This is a genomic window from Polaromonas sp. UBA4122 (assembly GCA_002381615.1).
Classification (GTDB): Bacteria; Pseudomonadota; Gammaproteobacteria; order Burkholderiales; family Burkholderiaceae_C; genus Polaromonas.
The window spans coordinates 1-19,871 of the sequence record DFWY01000154.1 but is presented as its reverse complement, the minus strand read 5'-3'; the positions used below and the strand labels follow the sequence as shown (position 1 = coordinate 19,871).

General features: G+C 60.5%; 20 protein-coding genes and 1 pseudogene. 4 read left to right on the top strand and 17 right to left on the bottom strand.

The features are described 5' to 3' along the window. Nucleotides 1–82: 82 nt before the first annotated feature. From B3F77_RS18390 to B3F77_RS18370, 5 genes are all read right to left on the bottom strand, one after another. Nucleotides 83–988 carry an RluA family pseudouridine synthase gene (locus tag B3F77_RS18390; RefSeq protein ID WP_293606352.1) on the bottom strand — a complete coding sequence of 302 codons (906 nt, stop codon included), beginning with the start codon at nucleotides 986–988 and terminating at the stop codon, nucleotides 83–85. A gap of 30 nt (nucleotides 989–1,018) precedes the next feature. Beyond that, nucleotides 1,019–1,759: a tRNA (guanosine(46)-N7)-methyltransferase TrmB gene (gene trmB, locus B3F77_RS18385; RefSeq protein ID WP_293606351.1), complete on the bottom strand. Its 741-nt coding sequence runs from the start codon at nucleotides 1,757–1,759 to the stop codon at nucleotides 1,019–1,021. Beyond that, nucleotides 1,752–2,738 (bottom strand): tRNA glutamyl-Q(34) synthetase GluQRS, encoded by a 987-nt coding sequence (gene gluQRS, locus B3F77_RS18380; RefSeq protein ID WP_293606350.1) that lies wholly within the window; start codon nucleotides 2,736–2,738, stop codon nucleotides 1,752–1,754. Before gluQRS ends, trmB begins: the two co-directional genes overlap by 8 nt. A 17-nt stretch (nucleotides 2,739–2,755) precedes the next feature. Continuing rightward, nucleotides 2,756–3,832, bottom strand: coding sequence for an NAD(P)/FAD-dependent oxidoreductase (locus B3F77_RS18375; protein ID WP_293606349.1), 1,077 nt, complete (start codon nucleotides 3,830–3,832; stop codon nucleotides 2,756–2,758). Between the two features lie 144 nt (nucleotides 3,833–3,976). Then, on the bottom strand, nucleotides 3,977–4,930 hold the full coding sequence (locus tag B3F77_RS18370) for a LysR family transcriptional regulator (RefSeq protein WP_293606348.1): 954 nt from the start codon (nucleotides 4,928–4,930) through the stop codon (nucleotides 3,977–3,979). A gap of 108 nt (nucleotides 4,931–5,038) precedes the next feature. Here B3F77_RS18370 and B3F77_RS18365 point away from each other — a divergent pair, with 108 nt between their 5' ends. From B3F77_RS18365 to B3F77_RS18355, 3 genes are all read left to right on the top strand, one after another. After that, nucleotides 5,039–5,740, top strand: a complete 702-nt coding sequence (locus B3F77_RS18365) for a pirin family protein (RefSeq protein WP_293606347.1) — start codon at nucleotides 5,039–5,041, stop codon at nucleotides 5,738–5,740. 50 nt (nucleotides 5,741–5,790) lie between these two features. Next, a complete protein-coding gene (locus B3F77_RS18360; RefSeq protein ID WP_293606346.1) occupies nucleotides 5,791–6,201 on the top strand; it encodes a DoxX family protein in 411 nt (136 codons plus the stop codon). Nucleotides 6,202–6,304: 103 nt separating this feature from the next. Continuing rightward, nucleotides 6,305–6,859, top strand: coding sequence for a flavodoxin family protein (locus B3F77_RS18355; RefSeq protein ID WP_293606345.1), 555 nt, complete (start codon nucleotides 6,305–6,307; stop codon nucleotides 6,857–6,859). A gap of 38 nt (nucleotides 6,860–6,897) precedes the next feature. Here B3F77_RS18355 and egtB read toward each other — a convergent pair whose 3' ends face one another. Both egtB and B3F77_RS18345 read right to left on the bottom strand, forming a co-directional pair. Then, nucleotides 6,898–8,205, bottom strand: a complete 1,308-nt coding sequence (gene egtB, locus B3F77_RS18350) for an ergothioneine biosynthesis protein EgtB (RefSeq protein ID WP_293606344.1) — start codon at nucleotides 8,203–8,205, stop codon at nucleotides 6,898–6,900. Nucleotides 8,206–8,289: 84 nt separating this feature from the next. After that, nucleotides 8,290–8,610: pseudogene (locus tag B3F77_RS18345) on the bottom strand (rhodanese-like domain-containing protein); the annotation flags it as partial. Between the two features lie 28 nt (nucleotides 8,611–8,638). On the opposite strand from B3F77_RS18345, the gene dnaE reads away from it, so the two are divergent. Continuing rightward, nucleotides 8,639–12,169 (top strand): DNA polymerase III subunit alpha, encoded by a 3,531-nt coding sequence (gene dnaE, locus B3F77_RS18340; protein ID WP_293606343.1) that lies wholly within the window; start codon nucleotides 8,639–8,641, stop codon nucleotides 12,167–12,169. A gap of 95 nt (nucleotides 12,170–12,264) precedes the next feature. On the opposite strand, the gene tolA is transcribed toward dnaE, so the two are convergent. The 10 genes from tolA to ribD all read right to left on the bottom strand — a co-directional run. Further along, nucleotides 12,265–13,245 carry a cell envelope integrity protein TolA gene (gene tolA, locus B3F77_RS18335; RefSeq protein WP_293606342.1) on the bottom strand — a complete coding sequence of 327 codons (981 nt, stop codon included), beginning with the start codon at nucleotides 13,243–13,245 and terminating at the stop codon, nucleotides 12,265–12,267. Between the two features lie 20 nt (nucleotides 13,246–13,265). Further along, nucleotides 13,266–13,700: a biopolymer transporter ExbD gene (locus B3F77_RS18330; RefSeq protein WP_293606341.1), complete on the bottom strand. Its 435-nt coding sequence runs from the start codon at nucleotides 13,698–13,700 to the stop codon at nucleotides 13,266–13,268. 18 nt (nucleotides 13,701–13,718) lie between these two features. Next, nucleotides 13,719–14,411 (bottom strand): protein TolQ, encoded by a 693-nt coding sequence (tolQ, locus tag B3F77_RS18325; RefSeq protein ID WP_293606340.1) that lies wholly within the window; start codon nucleotides 14,409–14,411, stop codon nucleotides 13,719–13,721. 13 nt (nucleotides 14,412–14,424) lie between these two features. Further along, on the bottom strand, nucleotides 14,425–14,868 hold the full coding sequence (gene ybgC / locus B3F77_RS18320) for a tol-pal system-associated acyl-CoA thioesterase (protein WP_293606353.1): 444 nt from the start codon (nucleotides 14,866–14,868) through the stop codon (nucleotides 14,425–14,427). An 85-nt stretch (nucleotides 14,869–14,953) separates the two neighbouring features. After that, the gene (locus B3F77_RS18315; RefSeq protein ID WP_293606339.1) at nucleotides 14,954–16,150 is read right to left on the bottom strand and encodes a pyridoxal phosphate-dependent aminotransferase; all 1,197 of its coding nucleotides are present in this window, start codon (nucleotides 16,148–16,150) and stop codon (nucleotides 14,954–14,956) included. A 50-nt stretch (nucleotides 16,151–16,200) separates the two neighbouring features. Further along, complete coding sequence (nusB, locus tag B3F77_RS18310) at nucleotides 16,201–16,716, bottom strand: transcription antitermination factor NusB (RefSeq protein ID WP_293606338.1); 516 nt, start codon at nucleotides 16,714–16,716, stop codon at nucleotides 16,201–16,203. Between the two features lie 38 nt (nucleotides 16,717–16,754). Continuing rightward, nucleotides 16,755–17,219, bottom strand: a complete 465-nt coding sequence (gene ribH / locus B3F77_RS18305) for a 6,7-dimethyl-8-ribityllumazine synthase (RefSeq protein WP_293606337.1) — start codon at nucleotides 17,217–17,219, stop codon at nucleotides 16,755–16,757. A gap of 21 nt (nucleotides 17,220–17,240) precedes the next feature. Beyond that, nucleotides 17,241–18,350 carry a bifunctional 3,4-dihydroxy-2-butanone-4-phosphate synthase/GTP cyclohydrolase II gene (ribBA, locus tag B3F77_RS18300; protein WP_293606336.1) on the bottom strand — a complete coding sequence of 370 codons (1,110 nt, stop codon included), beginning with the start codon at nucleotides 18,348–18,350 and terminating at the stop codon, nucleotides 17,241–17,243. After that, the gene (locus tag B3F77_RS18295) at nucleotides 18,347–19,006 is read right to left on the bottom strand and encodes a riboflavin synthase (protein WP_293606335.1); all 660 of its coding nucleotides are present in this window, start codon (nucleotides 19,004–19,006) and stop codon (nucleotides 18,347–18,349) included. Before B3F77_RS18295 ends, ribBA begins: the two co-directional genes overlap by 4 nt. 80 nt (nucleotides 19,007–19,086) lie before the next feature. Further along, nucleotides 19,087–19,871 (bottom strand): bifunctional diaminohydroxyphosphoribosylaminopyrimidine deaminase/5-amino-6-(5-phosphoribosylamino)uracil reductase RibD (gene ribD, locus B3F77_RS18290; RefSeq protein WP_293606334.1); only part of this gene is annotated, 785 nt, incomplete at its 5' end.

Below are 19,871 nucleotides of genomic sequence, written 5' to 3'. Positions count from 1 at the left end.
GACTCTTATGCGCCGGATGATTTCAAGTACCAGATCACGGCCCAAGAAATCATGGCTTGAGGTTGGCCTGCAAAACCCCGGTTCAGGCCAGCAACAAGCGGAGCCGGCTTTCAAATTGCCGTGACTGCCCGGTGACCGGATCTTCAAAGGCAATCGACTGCGCCAGCAATTGCAGGGGGCGGGCGTAGTCGTCATCCGGGGTGGGGTGAACCGGCGGATACATCCGATCATTGAGAATGGGCAGGCCCAGCGCATTCATGTGTACACGCAGCTGGTGCTTTTTGCCGGTGACCGGGCTTAAGGAATACAGCGCCCGGTCGCCTTTGACTTCCAGCACATCAACATGTGTTTCGCTATTGGGCTCGCCCGGCGCTTCGCATTGCCGAAAGAAGGGCTCGCCCTGCACAATGCGGCTTTTGTGCGTGAGCGGAACGCTGAGGCCTTCGCGCCATGGCGCAATGGCTTCATAGTGCTTTGTGACTTTGTGCTGCCTGAACAAGGCCTGATAAGCGTCGCGCTCACTGGGGTTTATCGAGAACAGAACCAGACCCGCGGTCTCACGGTCAATCCGGTGAATCGGTATCAAATCGTCGATGCCCAACTGGTTTTTTAGCCGCACCAGCAGCGTCTCCTGCAGGTAATGGCCCGAGGGCGTGACCGGCAAAAAATGAGGTTTGTCGGCCACCACCAGATGCTCGTCCTGAAAGAGTACGGTGGCCTCAAACGGCACGCGGAGTTCGTCTGGCAGGGCGCGGTAGTAGTACACCCGCATGTGGCCGCGGTAAGGACGGTCCGGTGTGACGGGCTCGCCGAATTCGTCCACCACCAGGCCACTTGCCATTCGTGCCAGCCAGACCTCCCGCGCAATGGCGGGGAAGCGCTGCAGCAAAAAATCAGTGATGGTGTGCCATTGGCCTGCGGGCAAGCCCACGCAACTGGGGCTGACCCCGTGGCGCGTTGGAAGACGGTGCGCGGGCAGCTTGCTCACACCTGCACAGACCAGGCTTCAGGCGTGGCTTCAGACACGCGTGAAGACCACATCCCAGACGCCGTGCCCGAGCTTGATGCCACGGTTTTCAAACTTGGTCAGGGGCCGGTAATCGGGCTTGGGCGCATAGCCGCCGCTGGATGCGTCCGCCGTGTTGCTCAGCAAGGGCTCGGCGCTCAGCACTTCAAGAATCTGCTCGGCATACGGTTGCCAGTCGGTGGCGCAGTGCAGGTAGCCGCCGGGCTTGAGGCGAGCGGCCAGCTTGGCAATCAGGGGTGGCTGAATCAGGCGGCGCTTGTTGTGCTTCTTCTTGTGCCACGGGTCGGGAAAGAAAATATGCACACCATCCAGACTGCCCAGCGGCAGCATGTGGTCAATCACCTCCACGGCGTCGTGCTGCAGGATGCGGATATTGCCAAGCGCTTGTTCGTCAATGCGTTTGAGCAACGCGCCGACGCCGGGCGTGTGGACTTCGCAGCACAGGAAATTTTTCTCCGGCATCAAGGCAGCAATATGCGCCGTGGCCTCGCCCATGCCAAAGCCGATCTCCAGGATGGTCGGCGCTGTGCGGGCGTAAACAGCGGCGAAGTCCATGGGCGCCGTTGTGTAGGGCAGCAAAAACCGGGGGCCGACATCCGCAAAGGCCTTGGCCTGGCCGATGGTGGTGCGGCCGGTGCGCCGTACAAAACTGCGGATGTTGCGGGGATGGCTCACATCGCTGGGAGCGCCTTCCGGCGAGGCGGAGGGGTTGGAGGGGGGAGTTTCAATCACCTTGTGATTTTAGTCGGCTTGCCCACAGGGGCACGGCTTGTTGCAGCCACTCGCTTGGCGTGCCGGCGTTGATGTTGCCCACCAGCCCCAATGTTTGGCTCGCCTCCTGAAGTAGCGCCAGCGGCTGGCGGGTGTCCAGCGCCTGCGCGCCGTTTTGCTTGGACAATTTCTCGCCGTTGGCCCCCAGCGCCAGCGGCGTGTGCAGGTAGCGCGGCTCGGGCAGGCCGAGCGCGTGCTGCAGCAGGATTTGCCGCGCTGTGTTGTCGGCCAGATCCTGACCGCGCACGATGTGGGTGATACCCTGGGCGGCGTCATCGACCACTACGGCCAGCTGGTAGGCCCAGAAACCGTCGGCCCGCTTGAGTACAAAGTCGCCGACCTCACGGCTGACGTTCTGTGTTTGGAGGCCCAGCCGCCGGTCATGCCAGACAAGTTCGGTATCTGCGGCAGTCGCAGTGTCATTTAATTTTGCTACTGATTTAATAGCTGCTTGCACCCGTCCTGCTTGGGATAGAGGCCTATTTTGTTCATATTTTTCCGCCAGGAAGCGCCAGGCACGCGCTGCCCGGCCGTTCAGGCCCTGGCGACAGGTGCCGGGATACACCAACTCGTCATGACGTTCCCGTGGCTGTCCGGAGGCTGCCAGCGCCCGTGCGATGTCCTGCCGCGTACAGCCGCAGGGGTAGGCCCAAGCTTGGGCCACGAGTTGATCCAGTGCCTGCTGGTAAAGGGCGCTGCGCTGCGACTGGTAGACCGGCGGCTCGTCCGGCACCAAGCCGCAGGCGGCCAGTTGCGCAAGAATGGTCTGGTCAGCACCGGGCACGCAGCGCGGCGTGTCCACGTCTTCAATGCGCACCAGCCACTGACCACCGTGCGCGCGGGCGTCAAGCCAGCTGGCCAGCGCCGCGACGAGTGACCCTGCGTGAAGAGGACCCGTTGGCGATGGTGCAAACCGACCCGTGTAGGGTAGGGCCCCCACGCTTGTCGCTCGCGTTTTTAAAGAATTGCCAGGGCCATTTCCAGACCTGACAGAAAGCCGTCTTCCACCCGGTGGCCCAGACACCAGTCGCCACAAGCGCCGATGCGGGATTTGCGGTCCCAGGCGTGGCTTTTTCCGAGCGGCTCGGTGGTTTGGGCATGGCGCCAGCGGTGTACCTCGGCGTAGGGTGGCTCGGCGCGTATGCCGGTGACTTCGGTGAAGGCCTTGAGCAGTTTGGCTTTGACGCGCTCGGCGTCGTCTTCCAGATGGCGCTGTGACCACTCGGGGCTGGCCTGGACGGTCCAGCGTTCTATCGGGCTACGCCCGGGTTTGGACGACTCCCTGGCCAGCCATGCAATGCGGTGGTGGGTGCTGCGCGCCGCGTTCCACTGGGGCCCCAGATACGCCAGCGTGGGCTGCACCGCTTGCGGAAAGGCCACCATCAGACTCCAGCACGGCGCCACCCGCACCCCGGCCAGTGCCTCCAGCAGGGGGCTGTCCTGCTTCGAATTGAGCAGCAAGTTATACGCTTGCAAAGAGGGGACGGCCAGGACCACCGCGTCAAAGCCGGAATGAATCGGGTTGCCTGCGCCGGGGCCTTCGGTTTGCAGCTGCCAGCGCTGTGGGTGCAGCTTGTCGGCCTCCAGCCGGATCACTTCGGTTTCAAGCATCAGCTGGCCGCCGTCGGCCAAAGGCTGGGCCCACTGCCGAACCAGTGCATTCATGCCAGGCGTGGCGACCCAGTGCGCTTCCTTGGAAGGTGGCGACGAGGCCACGACGCGGCCCAGTTCGTCCAGTATGCGAACGGTATTGGCGCTCCAGGGGCGTACCAGCCCGGAGGCGGTGGCCAGTGCCTTTTCAAAACGCGTGTCACGCACGGTGAAGTACTGGGTGCCGTGGTCAAACCCGCCATATTCGGTGTCAAGGGTGGCCATGCGTCCGCCTGCACCATGGTTTTTTTCGAACACGGTCACCTGGTGCCCAGCCTGCGCCAGCGTGCGGGCGCAGGCGATGCCGGCAATGCCGGCACCCACCACGGCGATATGGCGCTGCGCGGGTGTTTCAGAAGAAGCGGTGCGGGATTTTTTTTTCATGTCTTTGTACTTTTCTGGGTTGATGAAAGGGGCGCAACATTCAAGCATTACTCAGCAGAGTTCGTCATCACAGTGCAACCATAAACGAAAACCATAAGCGCACTCTACACGCAGGCGCGACCCATGCGCCTGCAAAGCGGGTTTTTAAATTGACCGTTCACGCTCCAGTAGCGCTTTTCGGGTGATGGGATTGTCCAGTTGTTTCAGCCACCACTGCAAGGCGCGCCCTTCGCGGCCATCGCTTGCATGGCGCCAGGCATAGCGCAGGGGTATCAGGCGTGCAGGCCGCTGCATCTGTTTTCCCACCAGCCGTCCTGTGGCAATGTGAGGCCGCGCGAGGTATTCCGGCAGGAAGCCGCCGCCCAGGCCGCGCAGCTGTGCATCGAGTTTTTCCTGCATGCCTGGCACGGTAAATATGTCTTGACCGCCGAGCAGGCCTATCGTCACGCCGCGGCCCCGTTGCACAGAATCGGCGACAGCCACAGCGCGATGCGGCATGAGCATCGCGTCCGTGACGGGCTCGGTGGCCTGGGCCAGCGGATGGTGAGGCGCCACGGCGTAGATGAAGTGAATGGCGCCCAGCGGCTTGCTGTGCACTGATTTGTTCAGCGCCGGCTCAAGGGCAACGCCGATGGCCAGGTCGGCCTGACCCGAGGTGAGAGCCTCCAGCGTGCCCGACAACGCCTCTTCGCGAATTCTCAGGCGTGTGGGCGGATCCAGCGCAAAAAAAGCCTCACACAACTCCATCACCGTGCTATGCGAAATCACGCTGTCAACGGCCAGGGTGAGCTGCGGCTCCCAGCCTGTCGCCACGCGCTTGACGCGGTTGGCCACGGCATCGAGCTCCATCAGCAGGCGCTTGCCTTCGCGCAGCAGTTCCTTGCCCGCCTCGGTCAGCTTGGCCTGCCGCGACGAACGGTCAAACAGCAGCACATCGAGGGCGTCTTCCACCTGGCGAATGCGGTAGGTCAGGGCGCTGGGCACCACGCCCACTTCGCGCGCGGCGGCTGCCATGCTGCCGGTGCGGTGTACCGCGTCGATCAGCCCAATGGATTCGGGGGTGAGGGCATTGCGTACCTGGTTATTGAAGGTTGCCATGATGAGGATTCAAATAATTTGAATGATGCCATCAAATAAGCGCAACGGCCAAAACGATGCCGGCAGCTACATTGGAGGCATTGCAGCACAGCTTGAAAGGAGCTCCAGATGATGATCAAAAGATCCTCCAGCGAACGCGGCTATGCCGATCACGGCTGGCTCAAGTCGTTTCATTCCTTTTCGTTCGCCGGCTACTACGATCCGGCGCACATGGGCTTTGGCAACCTGCGCGTCATTAATGAAGACCGCATTGCGGCGGGCCGGGGATTTGGCACGCACAGCCACCAAAACATGGAAATCATCAGCTACGTGCTGAGCGGCGAATTGGCGCATAAAGACAGCATGGGCAACGTCAAGGGTATACCGCCGGGCGATGTGCAGCGCATGAGTGCGGGCACCGGTGTGCAGCACAGCGAATTCAACCACGCTGAAGGCCAGACCACGCATTTTCTGCAAATCTGGATTGAGCCCGACGTGACCGGCATAGCGCCCAGCTACGAGCAAAAAACCTTCCCTGAGGCCGAGAAGCGCGGGGCGCTGCGGCTGGTGGCCTCACCCGATGGCGCGCAGGGTTCAGTCACGATTCATGCGGACGCAAAAATGTATGCAGGCCTGTTTAACGGTGCAGAGGCGGCCACGCTGCCGTTGAACCCAGTGCGCAAAAGTTATGTACACCTGGTGCGCGGCGAACTCAATGTGAATGGCCGCAAGTTGACCGGTGGCGATGCGCTTCTGGTCGAGGGCGAGCACCACATTGCGCTGACCGGCGGCCAGGATGCCGAGGTGCTGGTGTTCGACCTCGCAGCCTGATTTTTTAACCTTCTATTTTTTCTTTCTTTCAAGCTCAAAGGACTTCCTTCATGTTTACAAGCCTTCGAAATCCCCTGACCCTCGTGGGCCGCCTGCTGCTGGCCCTGCTATTCCTGCCCGCTGGCATTATGAAAATGGGCGGCTTTGCCGGCACCGTGGGCTACATCGGTTCCAAGGGCCTGCCCATGCCTGAGTTGGGTGCCGTGATCGCCATCGTTGTCGAAGTGGCTGGCTCATTGGCGCTGATCGCCGGATTTGGCACCCGCTTTGCGGCACTGGCGCTGTCGCTGTTCACGCTGGTGGCTACTTTCGTGTTCCACAATTTCTGGGGCGTGCCCGCTGACCAGGCCATGGTCCAGCAACTGATGTTCTACAAGAACATTGCGGTGGTGGGTGGCCTGCTGGTGCTGGTAGCGCACGGTGCCGGTGCCTGGAGCCTGGACGCCAAGCGCAACGCATGAAGGCGGCGTTTCCGCTGTAGTCGTCCGACCCATCCCTTCCCGATGTTTCCCGGGCCCGCGCCGCAGGTCTTATTTGCTCTTACCCTCTTCAAGGAAATTTGACATGACAAAAGTTGCCGTTGTTTTTCACTCGGGTTATGGTCACACCCTGCGCATGGCGCAAGCCGTGGCTGAAGGTGCTGGCGCAGAACTCGTGACCATTGATGCCGAGGGCAAGCTGCCCGAAGGCGGCTGGGACACGCTCAATGCCGCTGATGCCGTCATCATGGGCTCGCCCACTTACATGGGAAGCGTCAGCTGGCAGTTCAAGAAGTTTGCCGATGCCTCTTCCAAGCCCTGGTACACCCAGTCCTGGAAAGACAAGCTGTTTGCCGGCTTCACGAATAGCGCCAGCATGAATGGCGACAAGATGTCCACGCTGAACTACCTCTTTACCCTGGCCATGCAGCATGGCGGTATCTGGGTGAGCCAGGGTGTCTTGCCCAGTAACAGCAAGGCCGCCCAGCGTAACGACCTCAACTACCTGGGATCGTACAGCGGTGCCATGGCTCAGTCCCCGTCAGATACGGGTGCCAATGAGATGCTGCCAGGCGACCTCGAAAATGCCCGTAATTTAGGCAAGCGTGTGGCCGAGGTAGCCGGCAAGTTCCAGCGTTAACAGGCCGAGGATGTTGCGCTTTTGCGCAGCGTCAACGCTCAAGCGTCGCGCGCCAGGCGCAGGCCGCTGAACTGCCACTGCGCGTCGGGCGGAAAAAAGTTACGGTAACTCGCACGCATGTGGCTTTGCGGCGTGGCGCAGGAGCCACCGCGCAACACAAACTGGTTGCACATGAACTTGCCGTTGTACTCGCCCACCACGCCCTCCCACGCTTTGTAGCCGGGATAGGGGTTGTAGTTGGACTGCGTCCACTCCCAGACATCGCCCAGCATCTGCACCGGAATGCCACTGCCGGGTGGTTGTTGCGGCAAGGGGTGGTAGGACGCACTCTCTGCAAAGTTTGCTGGCTGCTCGCCTGAAGCAGGCAGGGTGCGGGCGGCCAGTTCCCATTCAAACTCGGTGGGTAGCCGCGCACTGGCCCAGCGCGCCAGTGCATCGGCCTCAAAGTAGCTCAGATGGCAGGCCGGCGTGTTCGGGTCCACTTCTACCAGCCCTTGCAGCGTGAAATGGCGGTAATCGTCGGCGTCTCCCTGCCAGTAAAGCGGAAGGTTCCGTTGACCGGCTTCGACCCAGTACCAGCCCATCGCCAGCCACAATTCGGACCGCTGATAGCCGCCGTCGGCGATGAACGCCATCACCTCACCGTTGGTGACGGGCCGGCTGGCCAGCTCGAAGGGCGCAATGTAGACGCGGTGGCGCGGTGTCTCGTTGTCAAAGGCAAACGGTCCATCCTGCACAGCGTCAAAACCATGGCTCACCAGGCCGCCGGCGTAGCGGTGCCAGCGCAGCGGCTGCGGATCGATGTCGGCCAGCGGCCAGTTCTGGGCGTAGGCGGGCCACTCCGGGTTGAACGACAGCGCATGTTTGATGTCAGTCAGCAGCAACTCCTGGTGCTGCTGCTCATGATGCAGCCCCAGGGTGATGAGCTGCACCAGGTCGTTTCGGGTGCTGTTTTCAGCGCCCGTCAGCAGCTTCAGTACGCGCGCATTGACCTGTGCACGGTAGGCCAGCACGTCCTGCAGCGAGGGGCGGCTGATCAGGCCGCGTTTGGCGCGCGGGTACTTGTCGCCAACGCCGTTGTAATAGCTGTTGAACAGGACCCGAAAACTCGCATCGAAGGGTTTGAAGCCCGCTTCAAACCCTTCGAGTACAAAGGTTTCAAAAAACCAGCTTAGGTGGGCCAAATGCCACTTGGCCGGGCTGGCGTCCGGCATGGACTGGAGCTGGCAATCTTCGGCGCTCAGCGGCTGCGCCAGCAATTCGGTTTGCGCGCGGACCTGTTGAAAGCGCTGGGCCAGGCCAGCGGCCACATCGTCAGAATGAAGGGTGGGTTGTGATAAGGGCATGTCAGATCCATGAAACGTAAAGGGCATTTTGGATTTTGGCGCTTAAAAGCGAGTGCCTTTCAAACTTCCCGCCACTTGCCCCGCTCAGTTGTCAGGCACTGCGCCGACATGGACCCGGGGCTGGAGGGCCGGGTCCAAGGCTCGGCGCTCGTCAAATACAAAGCATGCGCTTTCAAAATGGGCGTGGCAGCTAACTTTGAAGTATTTCAGAATGCCCCCATCGAGTTGGTAAACGTTTGTTACGCCTTCTTCTTGCATGAAAATCGCGGCTTTTTCGCAGCGAATGCCCGACTGTACAAAGGCTTACAACCGTCTTGTCCTGTAGCGCATCACGGTGATTCAGCACCGCTATGGGAATTCGGTGACTTTGTCGATGCGTCAATCGATAGCGTGTTTGAAAACGCCTGGGCCTCCGCCCTAAAATGAAGCGCATATGAAGAGCCTGTTTGTCCATTTAAGAATCCACACCGAGTTTTCAGTCGTAGACGGCACCAACCGCATTGATGAAATCGTCGAAGCCGCCGCAGCGGACCAGCAACCGGCCCTGGCCATTACCGATCTGAGCAACCTGTTCGGTACGGTCAAGTTTTACAAGGAAGCCCGCAAGGCCGGTGTCAAGCCTTTGATAGGTGCCGACGTTTGGGTGCAGGTGCCGGGAAAAGAGGCCGGTGCGCCGGCGGCCCGCCTGCTGCTGCTGGTACAAAACCACCGGGGCTATCTGAACCTGTCGGAACTGCTCACGCGCGCCTGGACAAAAAATGTGGTGCGCGACCAGGCCGTCATCAAGCTGGAATGGCTCGAAGAACTCAATGAGGGCCTGATTGCGCTGTCGGCGGCACAGGGCGGTGCCGTGGGCCAGGCCCTGGTGCAGGGCGACGGCGCGCGCGCGCTGGAATGTGCCTTGCATCTGGCTGGCCTGTTTCCCCATCGCTTTTACCTGGAGCTGCAGCGCGCCCAGCGCCCGGACGACGAGCGCCATGTGGCGGCCGCCGTGCAACTGGCGGCCCGGCTCAAATTGCCCGTGGTGGCGACCCATCCCGTGCAGTTTCTGACCTACGAGGACTATGAGGCCCATGAGGCGCGCGTGTGTATTGCCGAAGGTGAAATTCTGGGTAACGCACGCCGCGTGCGCAGGTTCACGCGCGAACAGTATTTCAAGTCGTCGGCCCAGATGGCGCAGCTGTTTGCCGACGTGCCCTCGGCCCTTGCCAACACGCTGGAAATTGCCAAGCGCTGCAACCTCACGCTGGAACTGGGCAAGCCCATGCTGCCCAACTACCCCACGCCCGAAGTGGACGGCGTGCGGCTGCCGATTAACGACTACTTCAGGCAGTCTTCGTTTGAAGGGCTGGAAGCGCGTCTGGCGCATCTATACCCCAATGAAGCGCTGCGCGAGCAGAAACGGCCGGTCTATGCGGACCGGCTGGAGTTCGAGATCAACACCATCGCGAACATGGGGTTCCCGGGCTACTTTTTGATCGTGAGCGATTTCATCAACTGGGCAAAAAACAATGGCTGTCCGGTCGGGCCGGGACGCGGCTCCGGTGCGGGCTCGCTGGTGGCCTATGCGCTGAAAATTACCGACCTGGATCCGTTGCAATACAACCTGCTGTTCGAGCGTTTCCTGAATCCGGAGCGGGTCTCCATGCCCGACTTCGATATTGATTTTTGCCAGCTTAACCGCGACCGCGTGATCGACTACGTCAAGGACAAATACGGCAAGGATGCCGTGAGCCAGATCGTCACGTTTGGCACCATGGCGGCGCGTGCGGCGATTCGCGATGTGGGCCGTGTGCTTGATTTTCCGTATGGTTTTTGTGACGGTATTTCCAAGCTGATTCCCAACAAGCCCGGTCAGGCCGTGACACTGCAATTGCCGCCTGCGGACCGGGATAAAAACGACAAGCTGGTGTATGCCCTGGAGGCCGAACCCATTCTGGCCGAGCGCGAGCGCAAGGAAGAAGACGTGCGCACCCTGCTGGAGCTGGCCCGCAAGCTCGAAGGCCTGACGCGCAATGTCGGCATGCACGCTGGCGGCGTGTTGATTGCACCGGGCAAGCTCACCGACTTTTGCCCGCTCTATGCGCAGCCTGGCAGCAACTCGGCGGTGAGCCAGTTCGACAAGAGCGATGTGGAGGCGATCGGCCTTGTCAAGTTCGACTTTTTGGGCCTGGCCACGCTGACCATCCTGGAGATGGCCAAAGACTTCATCATCCAGCGCTATCCCGCGCAGAAGAATTTCAGCTTCGAGGACTTGCCGCTGAACGACAAGAAGGTTTATGACCTGTTTGGCCGTGGACAGACCGAAGCCGTGTTCCAGTTTGAAAGTATCGGCATGCAGCGCATGCTCAAAGATGCCAGACCGAACCGGCTGGAAGACCTGATCGCCTTGAATGCGCTCTACCGGCCCGGGCCCATGGAGCTGATTCCGACCTACATCGCGCGCAAGCAGGGCAAGGAAGTGCCCGAGTACCCGGACCCGCGCGTGCAGCCCATTCTGGAAGAGACCTTCGGCATCATGGTCTACCAGGAGCAGGTGATGCAGACCGCGCAGATTCTGGGCGGTTACTCGCTCGGTGGTGCCGACATGCTGCGCCGCGCCATGGGCAAGAAAGACAAAGATGAGATGGACACCCATCGTGCGGTGTTCCGCAAAGGCGCGGGTCAGGGCGGCCTCAGCGAAGAAAAAGCCGATGCGGTGTTTGACCTGATGGAAAAGTTCGCGGGTTACGGCTTCAACAAGTCGCACTCTGCCGCTTATGCCCTGCTGGCCTACCACACCGCCTGGCTCAAGGTGCATTACACGGCAGAGTTCTTTGCGGCCAACATGAGCGTGGAGGCGGACGACACCGACAAGCTGAAAACACTGTTTGGCGATGCGCAGAAAATGGGCATCCAGTTCGAATCGCCCGATATCAACCGCGGCGACTACCGGTTTGAGCCCATCAGCGCTACTGCCGTGCGCTATGGACTGGGCGCCATCAAGGGCACCGGCCAGCAGGCGATCGCCGCCATCGTGGCGGCCCGCCAGGCGACCGGTCCCTTCACCTCGCTGTACGACTTCTGCGTGCGGGTGGACCGCAGCAAGCTCAACAAGCGCACCGTGGAAGCGCTTATCAAGGGCGGTGCCTTTGACAATCTGCACCTGAACCGCGCTGAACTGCTGGCATCGGTGGACCGCGCCTTTGAGTTTGCCGCCGCTGCAGAAGCCAATGCCAACCAGGGCGGGCTGTTCGACATGGCGGATTCGCATGCGGCCAGCACACAGGAGCCAGCGCTGGTCGAGGCCGTGCCGTTCGGCGTGAAGGCGCGCCTGGTGCTCGAAAAAACGGCGATCGGCTTTTACCTGTCGGGCCACCTGTTTGACGAGGTCGAGGCTGAAGTGCGGCAGTTTGCCAAGCGAAAAATCGAAGATCTGATTGATTCACGCGAGCCGCAACTGCTGGCCGCCATCGTCAGCGACCTGCGCGTCATCAATGGCAATCGCGGCAAATTGATCCTCTTCAAGCTTGACGACAAAACCGACGTGCTGGAAGCGTCGGTCGATGAGGCCGTGTTCAATGCGCATCGCAACTTGCTGAAAGATGACGAGCTGGTGATTGTGCAAGGTACGCTGCAAGGGGCGTCCGAGCGCTTTGGGCGCCGCTTCAAGGTCACGCAGGTGTGGGACCTGGAGACCGCGCGCTGCAAGTTCGGCAAGTATTTGCGCGTGGCCGTCAATGGCACGGCGCCAGACATTGCGCGGCTGGTCAGAGACTTTCCGCCGCGCCGTGAAATGTCGGAGCAGGGCGAGCTCAGCCGCGGCTTGCCGGTGCGCCTGAGCCTGCGGCGGCAATACGGGTCTGAGGGCGCCAGAGCCGAGCTTCACCTGGGTGACGCCGCCAGATTCTTCCCGAGCGATGCGGCGCTGGCCAGTTGGATGGTGCAGGCCGATAGAGGGCTGGCCAGCATAGTTTATGAATGAAATAGGGCTCTAGCCCAATAGATACGGGCGCAAGCAGCTATTTATTTTATAGCAATCAGAGTGACAGGGCGGGCCTGTCCCAGCGCTTGCCGACTTCAGTCTTTCGGCCGCATTTCCAGGATCATGGGCACCGGCACGCGGCCATCGACATCCCGCGGCAGGGTGCCGGTGCGAATCACGCCCTTGATTGCCGCGTCATCCCAGGCCTTGTTGCCGCTTGATTTGACGAGGCGCTGGCTGATGATGGTGCCATCGAGTGTGGTGCGCACTTCAATTTCGGCTTTAGGGTTGCCGGCAATGTCGTCGGTGAATACCACATTGGGTTTGACGGCGGCCCTGACTTTGCCGCCGTAGCTGGCCGACGGCCCACTGGATTTTTGGCCGGAGCCCTTCGCATTGGCACCGCCTGAGGCCCCTGCCAGGCCCATGATGTGATCGACAACTGCCTGATGCTGTTTCTCCGCAGTTGCAGCTGCCAGCTTTTGCTTCTCTAGGTCTTTGGCTTCCTGCTTTTTCGCCTCTATCGCCGCTACCTTTTTGGCTTCTTCAGCAACCTTGCGCTTGGCCAATTCTTCCTTGGCTTGCTGCGCTTTTTCCTTCTCTTTTTCCTTCTCTTTTTCCTTCTCTTTTTCTTTTTTCGCCTGAAGCTCGGCTTTCAGCTTCTCCGCCGCCTTCTCTGCCTTAAGTACCTTCTGCGCTTCAGCCTCTTTTTGCTGCTGCAGCAACTTGCGTTTTTTTTCCTGCTCCAGGGCAATGTCAACGTCGGGCGCGGGTGGCGCCACCTTGACTTCAGGCGGTGCAGGGGCGGGCTGCGGTGGAGGCGAAGGAGTAGGAGGCAATGGAGCAGGAGGCGGTGGAGTAGGCGCCGTCTCGACAAGCTTTGGCGCAGCCTCTTGGGGCACGCTGGACCACAACTCGGCTTCAAACGAAACCGTCTGGTCGCTGCGTTTCCAGTTGACGCCCCAGGTCAACGCAGCGATGAGCAGGACATGGACGAGCAAGGCCAGCCCAAAAGCGCGCAGTGAACCTGCATCGCGAGGCGGGCCAAAGTCAAGGCGGTCTGTAGCGCTGGGCATGGTGCCGTGCAGCCTTCTGCTCACTTGCCAGTTTGTACCGACAGGCCGACGCGCGACACACCGGCTTTTTGCAGGGTGTCCATGACCTGGACCACGGTTTCGTACTTGATGGACTTGTCGGCGCTGATGACGACCGGCACCGCCTCTGCGCCCGCCGCTTTGACTGCGGGCTCTCTCTTCACGATGTCGGCCGCCACATTACGCACATTGCTGGGCACGGCATCGGTCTTGATTTTGATCTGAACGGTCTCGTCCTTGTTGATCATGATCTGCACCGGATTTTTCGGCTGGCTGGGGGCCTTGCCGACCTTGGGCAGGGCAATCATGCTGGGCGTGATCAGCGGTGCCGTCACCATGAAAATGATGAGCAGCACGAGCATGACGTCGATAAACGGCACCATGTTGATTTCGCTGATGTTGCGGCGGCCCCGGCCGCGCGGATTGATAGCTGGCACGGCGGTATTCTCTTGGGTTCAGTGACCTGAGGGCGACTGGGCCCCCAGGTTGCGCTGCAGAATGTTGGAAAACTCTTCAATGAAGGTTTCCAGACGGTTCGCGATGCGGTCAATGTCGTGCGCGAAGCGGTTGTAGGCGACCACGGCGGGTATGGCTGCAAAAAGGGCAATCGCCGTGGCGACCAGAGCCTCTGCAATGCCGGGTGCCACCGTGGCCAGCGTGACCTGCTCAAGCGCCGCCAAGCCGGTGAAGGCATGCATGATGCCCCAGACCGTACCGAACAGACCGACATAAGGCGAGACCGATCCGACGGTAGCCAGAAAAGACAGGTTGACCTCAATCGCGTCGGCTTCACGCTGGTAACTGGCGCGCATGGCCCGGCGCGCCCCGTCCAGCAGGGTGCCTGCATCGGTGATGTGGCGCTCGCGCAGCTTTTGATATTCACGCATGCCGCTGGCAAAAATGCGCTCCATGGAGCCCGAGTGTTTGGCGTTTTGGGCCGCCCCCGCAAACAGGTCGTTCAGGCTGGTGCCGGACCAGAACTCCCGGTCGAATTCGTCGTTGAGCCTTTGAACCCGCTTGATCGCAACGATTTTTCTGAAAATCGCGGCCCAGCTGGCAATGGAAATTCCCACCAATAGTGCGACCACCGCCTGGACGACCCAGCTTGCGTGAAGAATGAGGCTGACAATGGATAAATCTTGGTTCATGTTGAAGCGTTTATCAAGTTTTTAAGCTGTCAAGAAGGGAAGCAGGCATACGCATGGGCTGGAGGGTGGCGGCACGGACCCAGCCAATCCGTATCGTGCCTTCGCAGAGCAGGGTTGTACACTGAGTACTCGGTTGCTCTGTTTTTAATAGCGCCTGCTGCTTGATTATCATGGATGCGCGGCCTGTTTCGACAATGCTCGCCGTAACAATCAGTTCATCGTCAAGACGGGCAGGGCGGTGGTAGCGAATGCTGGTCTCAAGCACCACAAAAATGCCACCCGAACTGTCCTTCAGACGCTGTTGCTCAATGCCGAGTGATCTGAGCCACTCCGTGCGCGAACGTTCAAAAAATTTCAGGTAGTTGGCGTAAAAAACAATGCCACCCGCATCCGTGTCTTCCCAATACACACGCACCGGCCAACTGAAGTCGGTTTTTGGCGGAGCCGGGGGCGGCAGGCAATTTTCCGACGGGCCGCCCCTAGGAAAATTAGCACCCTCGGGGGGCAGCGCAGTATGCGAAGCAACAAGCGTGGGGGCTATATTAGCCAAGTACTGACTCCAGCCGGGCGACGGCTTCCTGCAAATGATCCATGGAGCTTGCGGTGGAAAATCGCACAAATTTTTCCGGTGCGGCCAGGCCGAAATCGCGTCCCGGCGTCACGGCCAGATGGGCACGCTTCATCAGCTCGAAGGCAAAGTCCCAGCTGCCGCTCACGCCCAAACGCGCTGCGGCCTGGCTGCAGTCGGCATAGGCGTAGAACGCGCCGTCAGGCATCACGGGCACGCGAAGGCCCAGGCGGTTGAGCTCGGGAATGAAGTAGTCGCGCCGTGCCTTGAACTCGGCGCGGCGGCGCTCGTATTCCAGCAGGCTGTCGGCTTCGAAACAGGCCAGTGCGGCGTGCTGCGCCACGGTGCTGGCGCAGATAAACAGGTTTTGCGCAATCCGCTCGATCACCGGTACCAGCGCTTCTGGAACGACCAGCCAGCCCAGCCGCCAGCCCGTCATGCTGAAGTATTTGCTGAAGCTGTTGATGCTGATGACGCTCTGGCCCAGCTCACCGGGCATGGCCAGCGCCGAGTGCCCAAAGTGCTCTTCATAACTGAGGCCCAGGTAGATTTCATCAATCAGGGTGATGCCGCCCTGGCTGCGCACAAATTCGTGAATCCGCTGCAGCTCCTCGGGCGCGATGGAGGTGCCTGTCGGGTTGGAGGGCGACGCCAGCAACACGCCGCGCGTTTTGGGGTTCCATGCCGCTTGCACTTTGTCATTGGTGAGTTGAAAGCGTTCATCGGCCGTGGTCGGGATCAACACCGCGGTGCCTTCAGCGGCGCTCACGAAATGCCGGTTGCACGGATAGCTGGGGTCGGGCATCAGGATTTCGTCACCTGCATCGATCAAGGCCAGGCAAGCGAGCTGCAGTGCGCCGGAGGCCCCCGCCGTGATGATGATGCGGCTGGGTGCCACCTGCGCGCCAAAGCGTGTGGCATACCAATGGCTGATGCGTTCGCGCAGTGCCGGCAGACCGGTGGCCTGGGTGTACTGCGTGTTGCCTTGCGCGATGGCGCTGCTGGCGGCTTGCTGCACCATCGGTGGCGCTGTGAAGTCGGGCTCGCCGATGTTCAGAAAGATCATGGGCGAGGCGGTGTGTGCCACCTGCTGCGCCAAGGCCGAGGCTGCCTTGGCAACCTCCATGACATAAAACGGCTCAATCCGCTGAGCCCGCTGGGCGATTTTCACGGCAAGCCTTTCATGGTTCCGGTTTTATGTGGCAGTTTTATGGCGCGGCCTTATTTGGATTGGTCGGCGGCAACTTCTGCAGCGCGCAGCAAGGGCGCCAGTTGGTGCAAAACACCGTTGACGTATTTGTGGCCGTCTGTGCCACCAAACGCTTTGGCCAGCTCAATGCATTCGTTGATCACGACTCGGTAGGGAACGTCCGGGCAATTGCTGAATTCGTAAGCACCTATCCACAGCACGGCATGTTCAACCGGTGAAATCTCGGTCATTTTCCGGTCCAGCAAGGGAATGATGTCGTCGTCAAGCTTCTGTGCATCGCGGATGCAGCCATGCAGCAGCGCATCGTAATGGGCCGAGTCTGCCTTGTGAAAGCCCACCAGGTCGCGGGTGAAGGCATCAATGGAATCAGCCTCATTGCGGCCAACCAGGTGCTGGTACAGGGCTTGCAGGGCGAATTCACGCGCACGGGTGCGAGCCGACTTGTCCGCCGCCTTTTTCACGCCCGTGTCGGTCAGGCCGGTGCGGGTTTGCGGGGGTCGTTTGGGTTTGAGGATGGGTTCAGCCATGAAGCGCCTGTTAAGTGAGTGATTTTGGGAGCAGGGGCTCAGGAAAGTTCGTGGAGCAGATGGGCCATCTCGACGGCCACGCGCGCGGCATCGCGTCCTTTTTCTTCCTGACGCAGCTGCGCCTGCGCGAGGTTCTCGGTCGTCAAGATCGCGTTCGCAATCGGCAACTGGTAGTCAAGCGCCAGGCGCGTCACGGCCGAGCCGCTTTCATTGGCCACCAGTTCGAAGTGATAGGTTTCGCCGCGAATGATGCAGCCCAGCGCCACCAGGGCATCGTATTTGTCACTCTCCGCCAGGGCTTGCAGCGCACAGGGTATCTCCAGTGCGCCGGGCACCTTTACGTGCGTGATATTTTTTTCTTCCACGCCCAGTGCTGCGAGCTCCTGCTTGCAGGCCTCGGCCAGGGCGTTGGTAACGCTTTCGTTAAAGCGTGCCTGCACCATGCCAATGGAAAGTTTTTTACCGTCAAGCTTGTCAGACCAGCCTTTTTCTGCACCGAACACAATAAATTTCCTTTGATTTGATTATTTGGTTTTTGCGATGTAGCCAACGATTTCGAGGTCGTAACCGGTCATGCTGGGCAGGCGGCGTGGATTACCCATCAGGTTCATTTTGTGCACGCCACATTCACGCAGTATCTGCGCGCCCACACCGTAGGTGCGCAAGTCCATGCGGCCGCGCTCAGGCGCTTGGGCTGCGCGTGCGGTGCCCTCAAACTGCGCCAGCAGTTGCGCTGCGCTTTCGCCGCAGTTAAGCAGCACCGCCACACCTTTGCCTTCATCGGCGATGTGCTTCAGGCTCTGGTCCAGGCTCCACGAATGCATCGAGCGGCCGGTTTCCAGCAAGTCCAGCACCGACAATGGCTCGTGGACCCGTGCGGCCACGGTCTCGTCAGCCGACCATTGCCCTTTGACCAGCGCCAGATGCAATCCCTGGCTGGTTTTGTCCCTGAAGGCGTGGGCCGTGAATTCGCCGAACGCGGTCTGAAGCGTGCGGCTTCCGATCTTCTCGATCAGCGACTCGTTGCGGCTACGGTGCTCGATCAAGTTGGCAATGGTTCCGATCTTCAGGCCGTGTTCAGCGGCAAACACCTGCAAATCAGGCAGGCGGGCCATGGTGCCGTCGTCGTTCATGATTTCGCAAATCACGGCAGCAGGTGTGCAGCCCGCCATGCCCGCCAGATCGCAACCCGCCTCGGTATGACCCGCCCGTATCAGAACACCGCCATCGACCGCCTGCAAGGGAAATATATGGCCCGGCTGCACCAGGTCGCTGACCTTCGCGTTTTTGGCCACTGCGGCCTGCACCGTACGGGCGCGGTCTGCTGCAGAAATGCCGGTGGTGACGCCTTCGGCGGCTTCAATGGAAACCGTAAATGCCGTGGAATATTGAGCGCCATTGCGGGCGGCCATGGGCGGAAGTTGCAGCAGCTCGCAGCGTTCGCGCGTCAGGGTCAGGCAGATCAGTCCACGACCAAAGCGAGCCATAAAGTTGACCGCCTCGGGCGTGACATGGTCTGCGGCCAGCACAAGATCGCCTTCGTTTTCGCGGTCTTCTTCATCAACCAAGATGACCATTCGGCCCGCGCGCATCTCAGCGACGATGTCTTCAACCGGGGAAATTACAGTTGTCATGGCTTAGCCTGTGCTTGTGTAGGGGTGTCTTTGAGCATGCGCTCGACGTAGCGCGCGATCAGGTCGATTTCCAGATTGACCTGGGAGCCCTTCGTCAGTTGGCCCAGCGCCGTGTTTTGCACCGTGTGGGGAATAAGGTTGATGCTGATCTCACTGCCAGCAGCATGATCAGCACTGTCAGCCAGGTCAGTGACCCGGTTCACCGTCAGGCTCACGCCATTGACGGTGAGGGAGCCCTTGTACGCCAGGTATTTGCTCAGCTCGTGGGGTACGCGTAGGCGCAGCTCCCAACTTTCGCCGACCTGGGCAAAATGCGTCACGCTGCCAATACCGTCCACATGGCCAGCAACGATGTGGCCCCCCAGGCGGTCATTGGCGCGAAGGGCCTTTTCCAGATTAATGACGCCGGTCTCAGCCAAGCCGCAGGTTTTGGCAAGCGATTCGGCGGAAATGTCGATGGAGAACTGCTTGTGGGCGCTGTCCAGCGCCGTGACCGTCATGCAGGCACCGTTGAGTGCAATGCTGTCGCCCAACGCCACGTCCTCAAGATAACCCGCAGGCGCCTCAATTGTGAGCCGCTTGCCATGATTTGAAGAGCTGCCCAGGCTATGGATGGCGACGATGCGCCCCAAGCCGGTAATGATTCCGGTAAACATCCGGCTATTTTCGCAGGGAATCGGGCCACGCGACGGGCGAGCACATGAAAGGCTTGAAAAGGCCGTCTGATCCAGGGCCTTTAGAACTGGTCCCGCCCAGCCACGCGGGCGATCACACGCAAATCAACCCCTACCATTTCGGTGGACTGAAATTGCAGCGCAATCGCGTCAGAAAGCGTTTGCAGCGGCCCAAACGAAGCCATGCCAAGGCCAGGGCCGAGCAGCTTGGGCGCCAGATAAATCAAAAATTCGTCCACCAGCCCGTTACGGATCAGTGAGCCGTTGAGCTTGCTGCCGGCCTCGACATGCAGCTCGTTGATCTCGCGCTGCGCCAAGTCTTTCATCATGGCGGCCAAATCCACTTTTCCATGGGCATCTGGCAAACAGGTCACCGTGGCGCCCAGGGCTGCCAGCGCGGCTTCCCTGGCTGCATCGCGCGTCGCGGTGTAAATCCAGACGGGGCCTCCGGCCTTGAAAATATTGGCGCCGGGCGGTGTCTGGAGCCGGCTGTCCACAATGATGCGGAAGGGCTGCCGGGGTGTTTCGACCAGGCGGACATCCAGCCGGGGATCGTCTTGAAGCAGGGTCCCAATGCCCGTCAGCACGGCACAAGCGCGCGCGCGCCAGGCGTGGCCATCTGCCCGGGCTTCTTGCGATGTGATCCATTGGCTCTGGCCATTGGCCAGCGCCGTGGCGCCATCAAGAGACGATGCAATTTTCATTCGCACCCAGGGCGTCTTGCGGATCATGCGGCTGAAAAAGCCGATGTTGATCTCGCGTGATTCGGCGGCTCCTGGACCGACTTCGACCTCAATGCCCGCTGCCCGAAGTCGCTCGAAACCCTGACCTGATACGAGAGGATTGG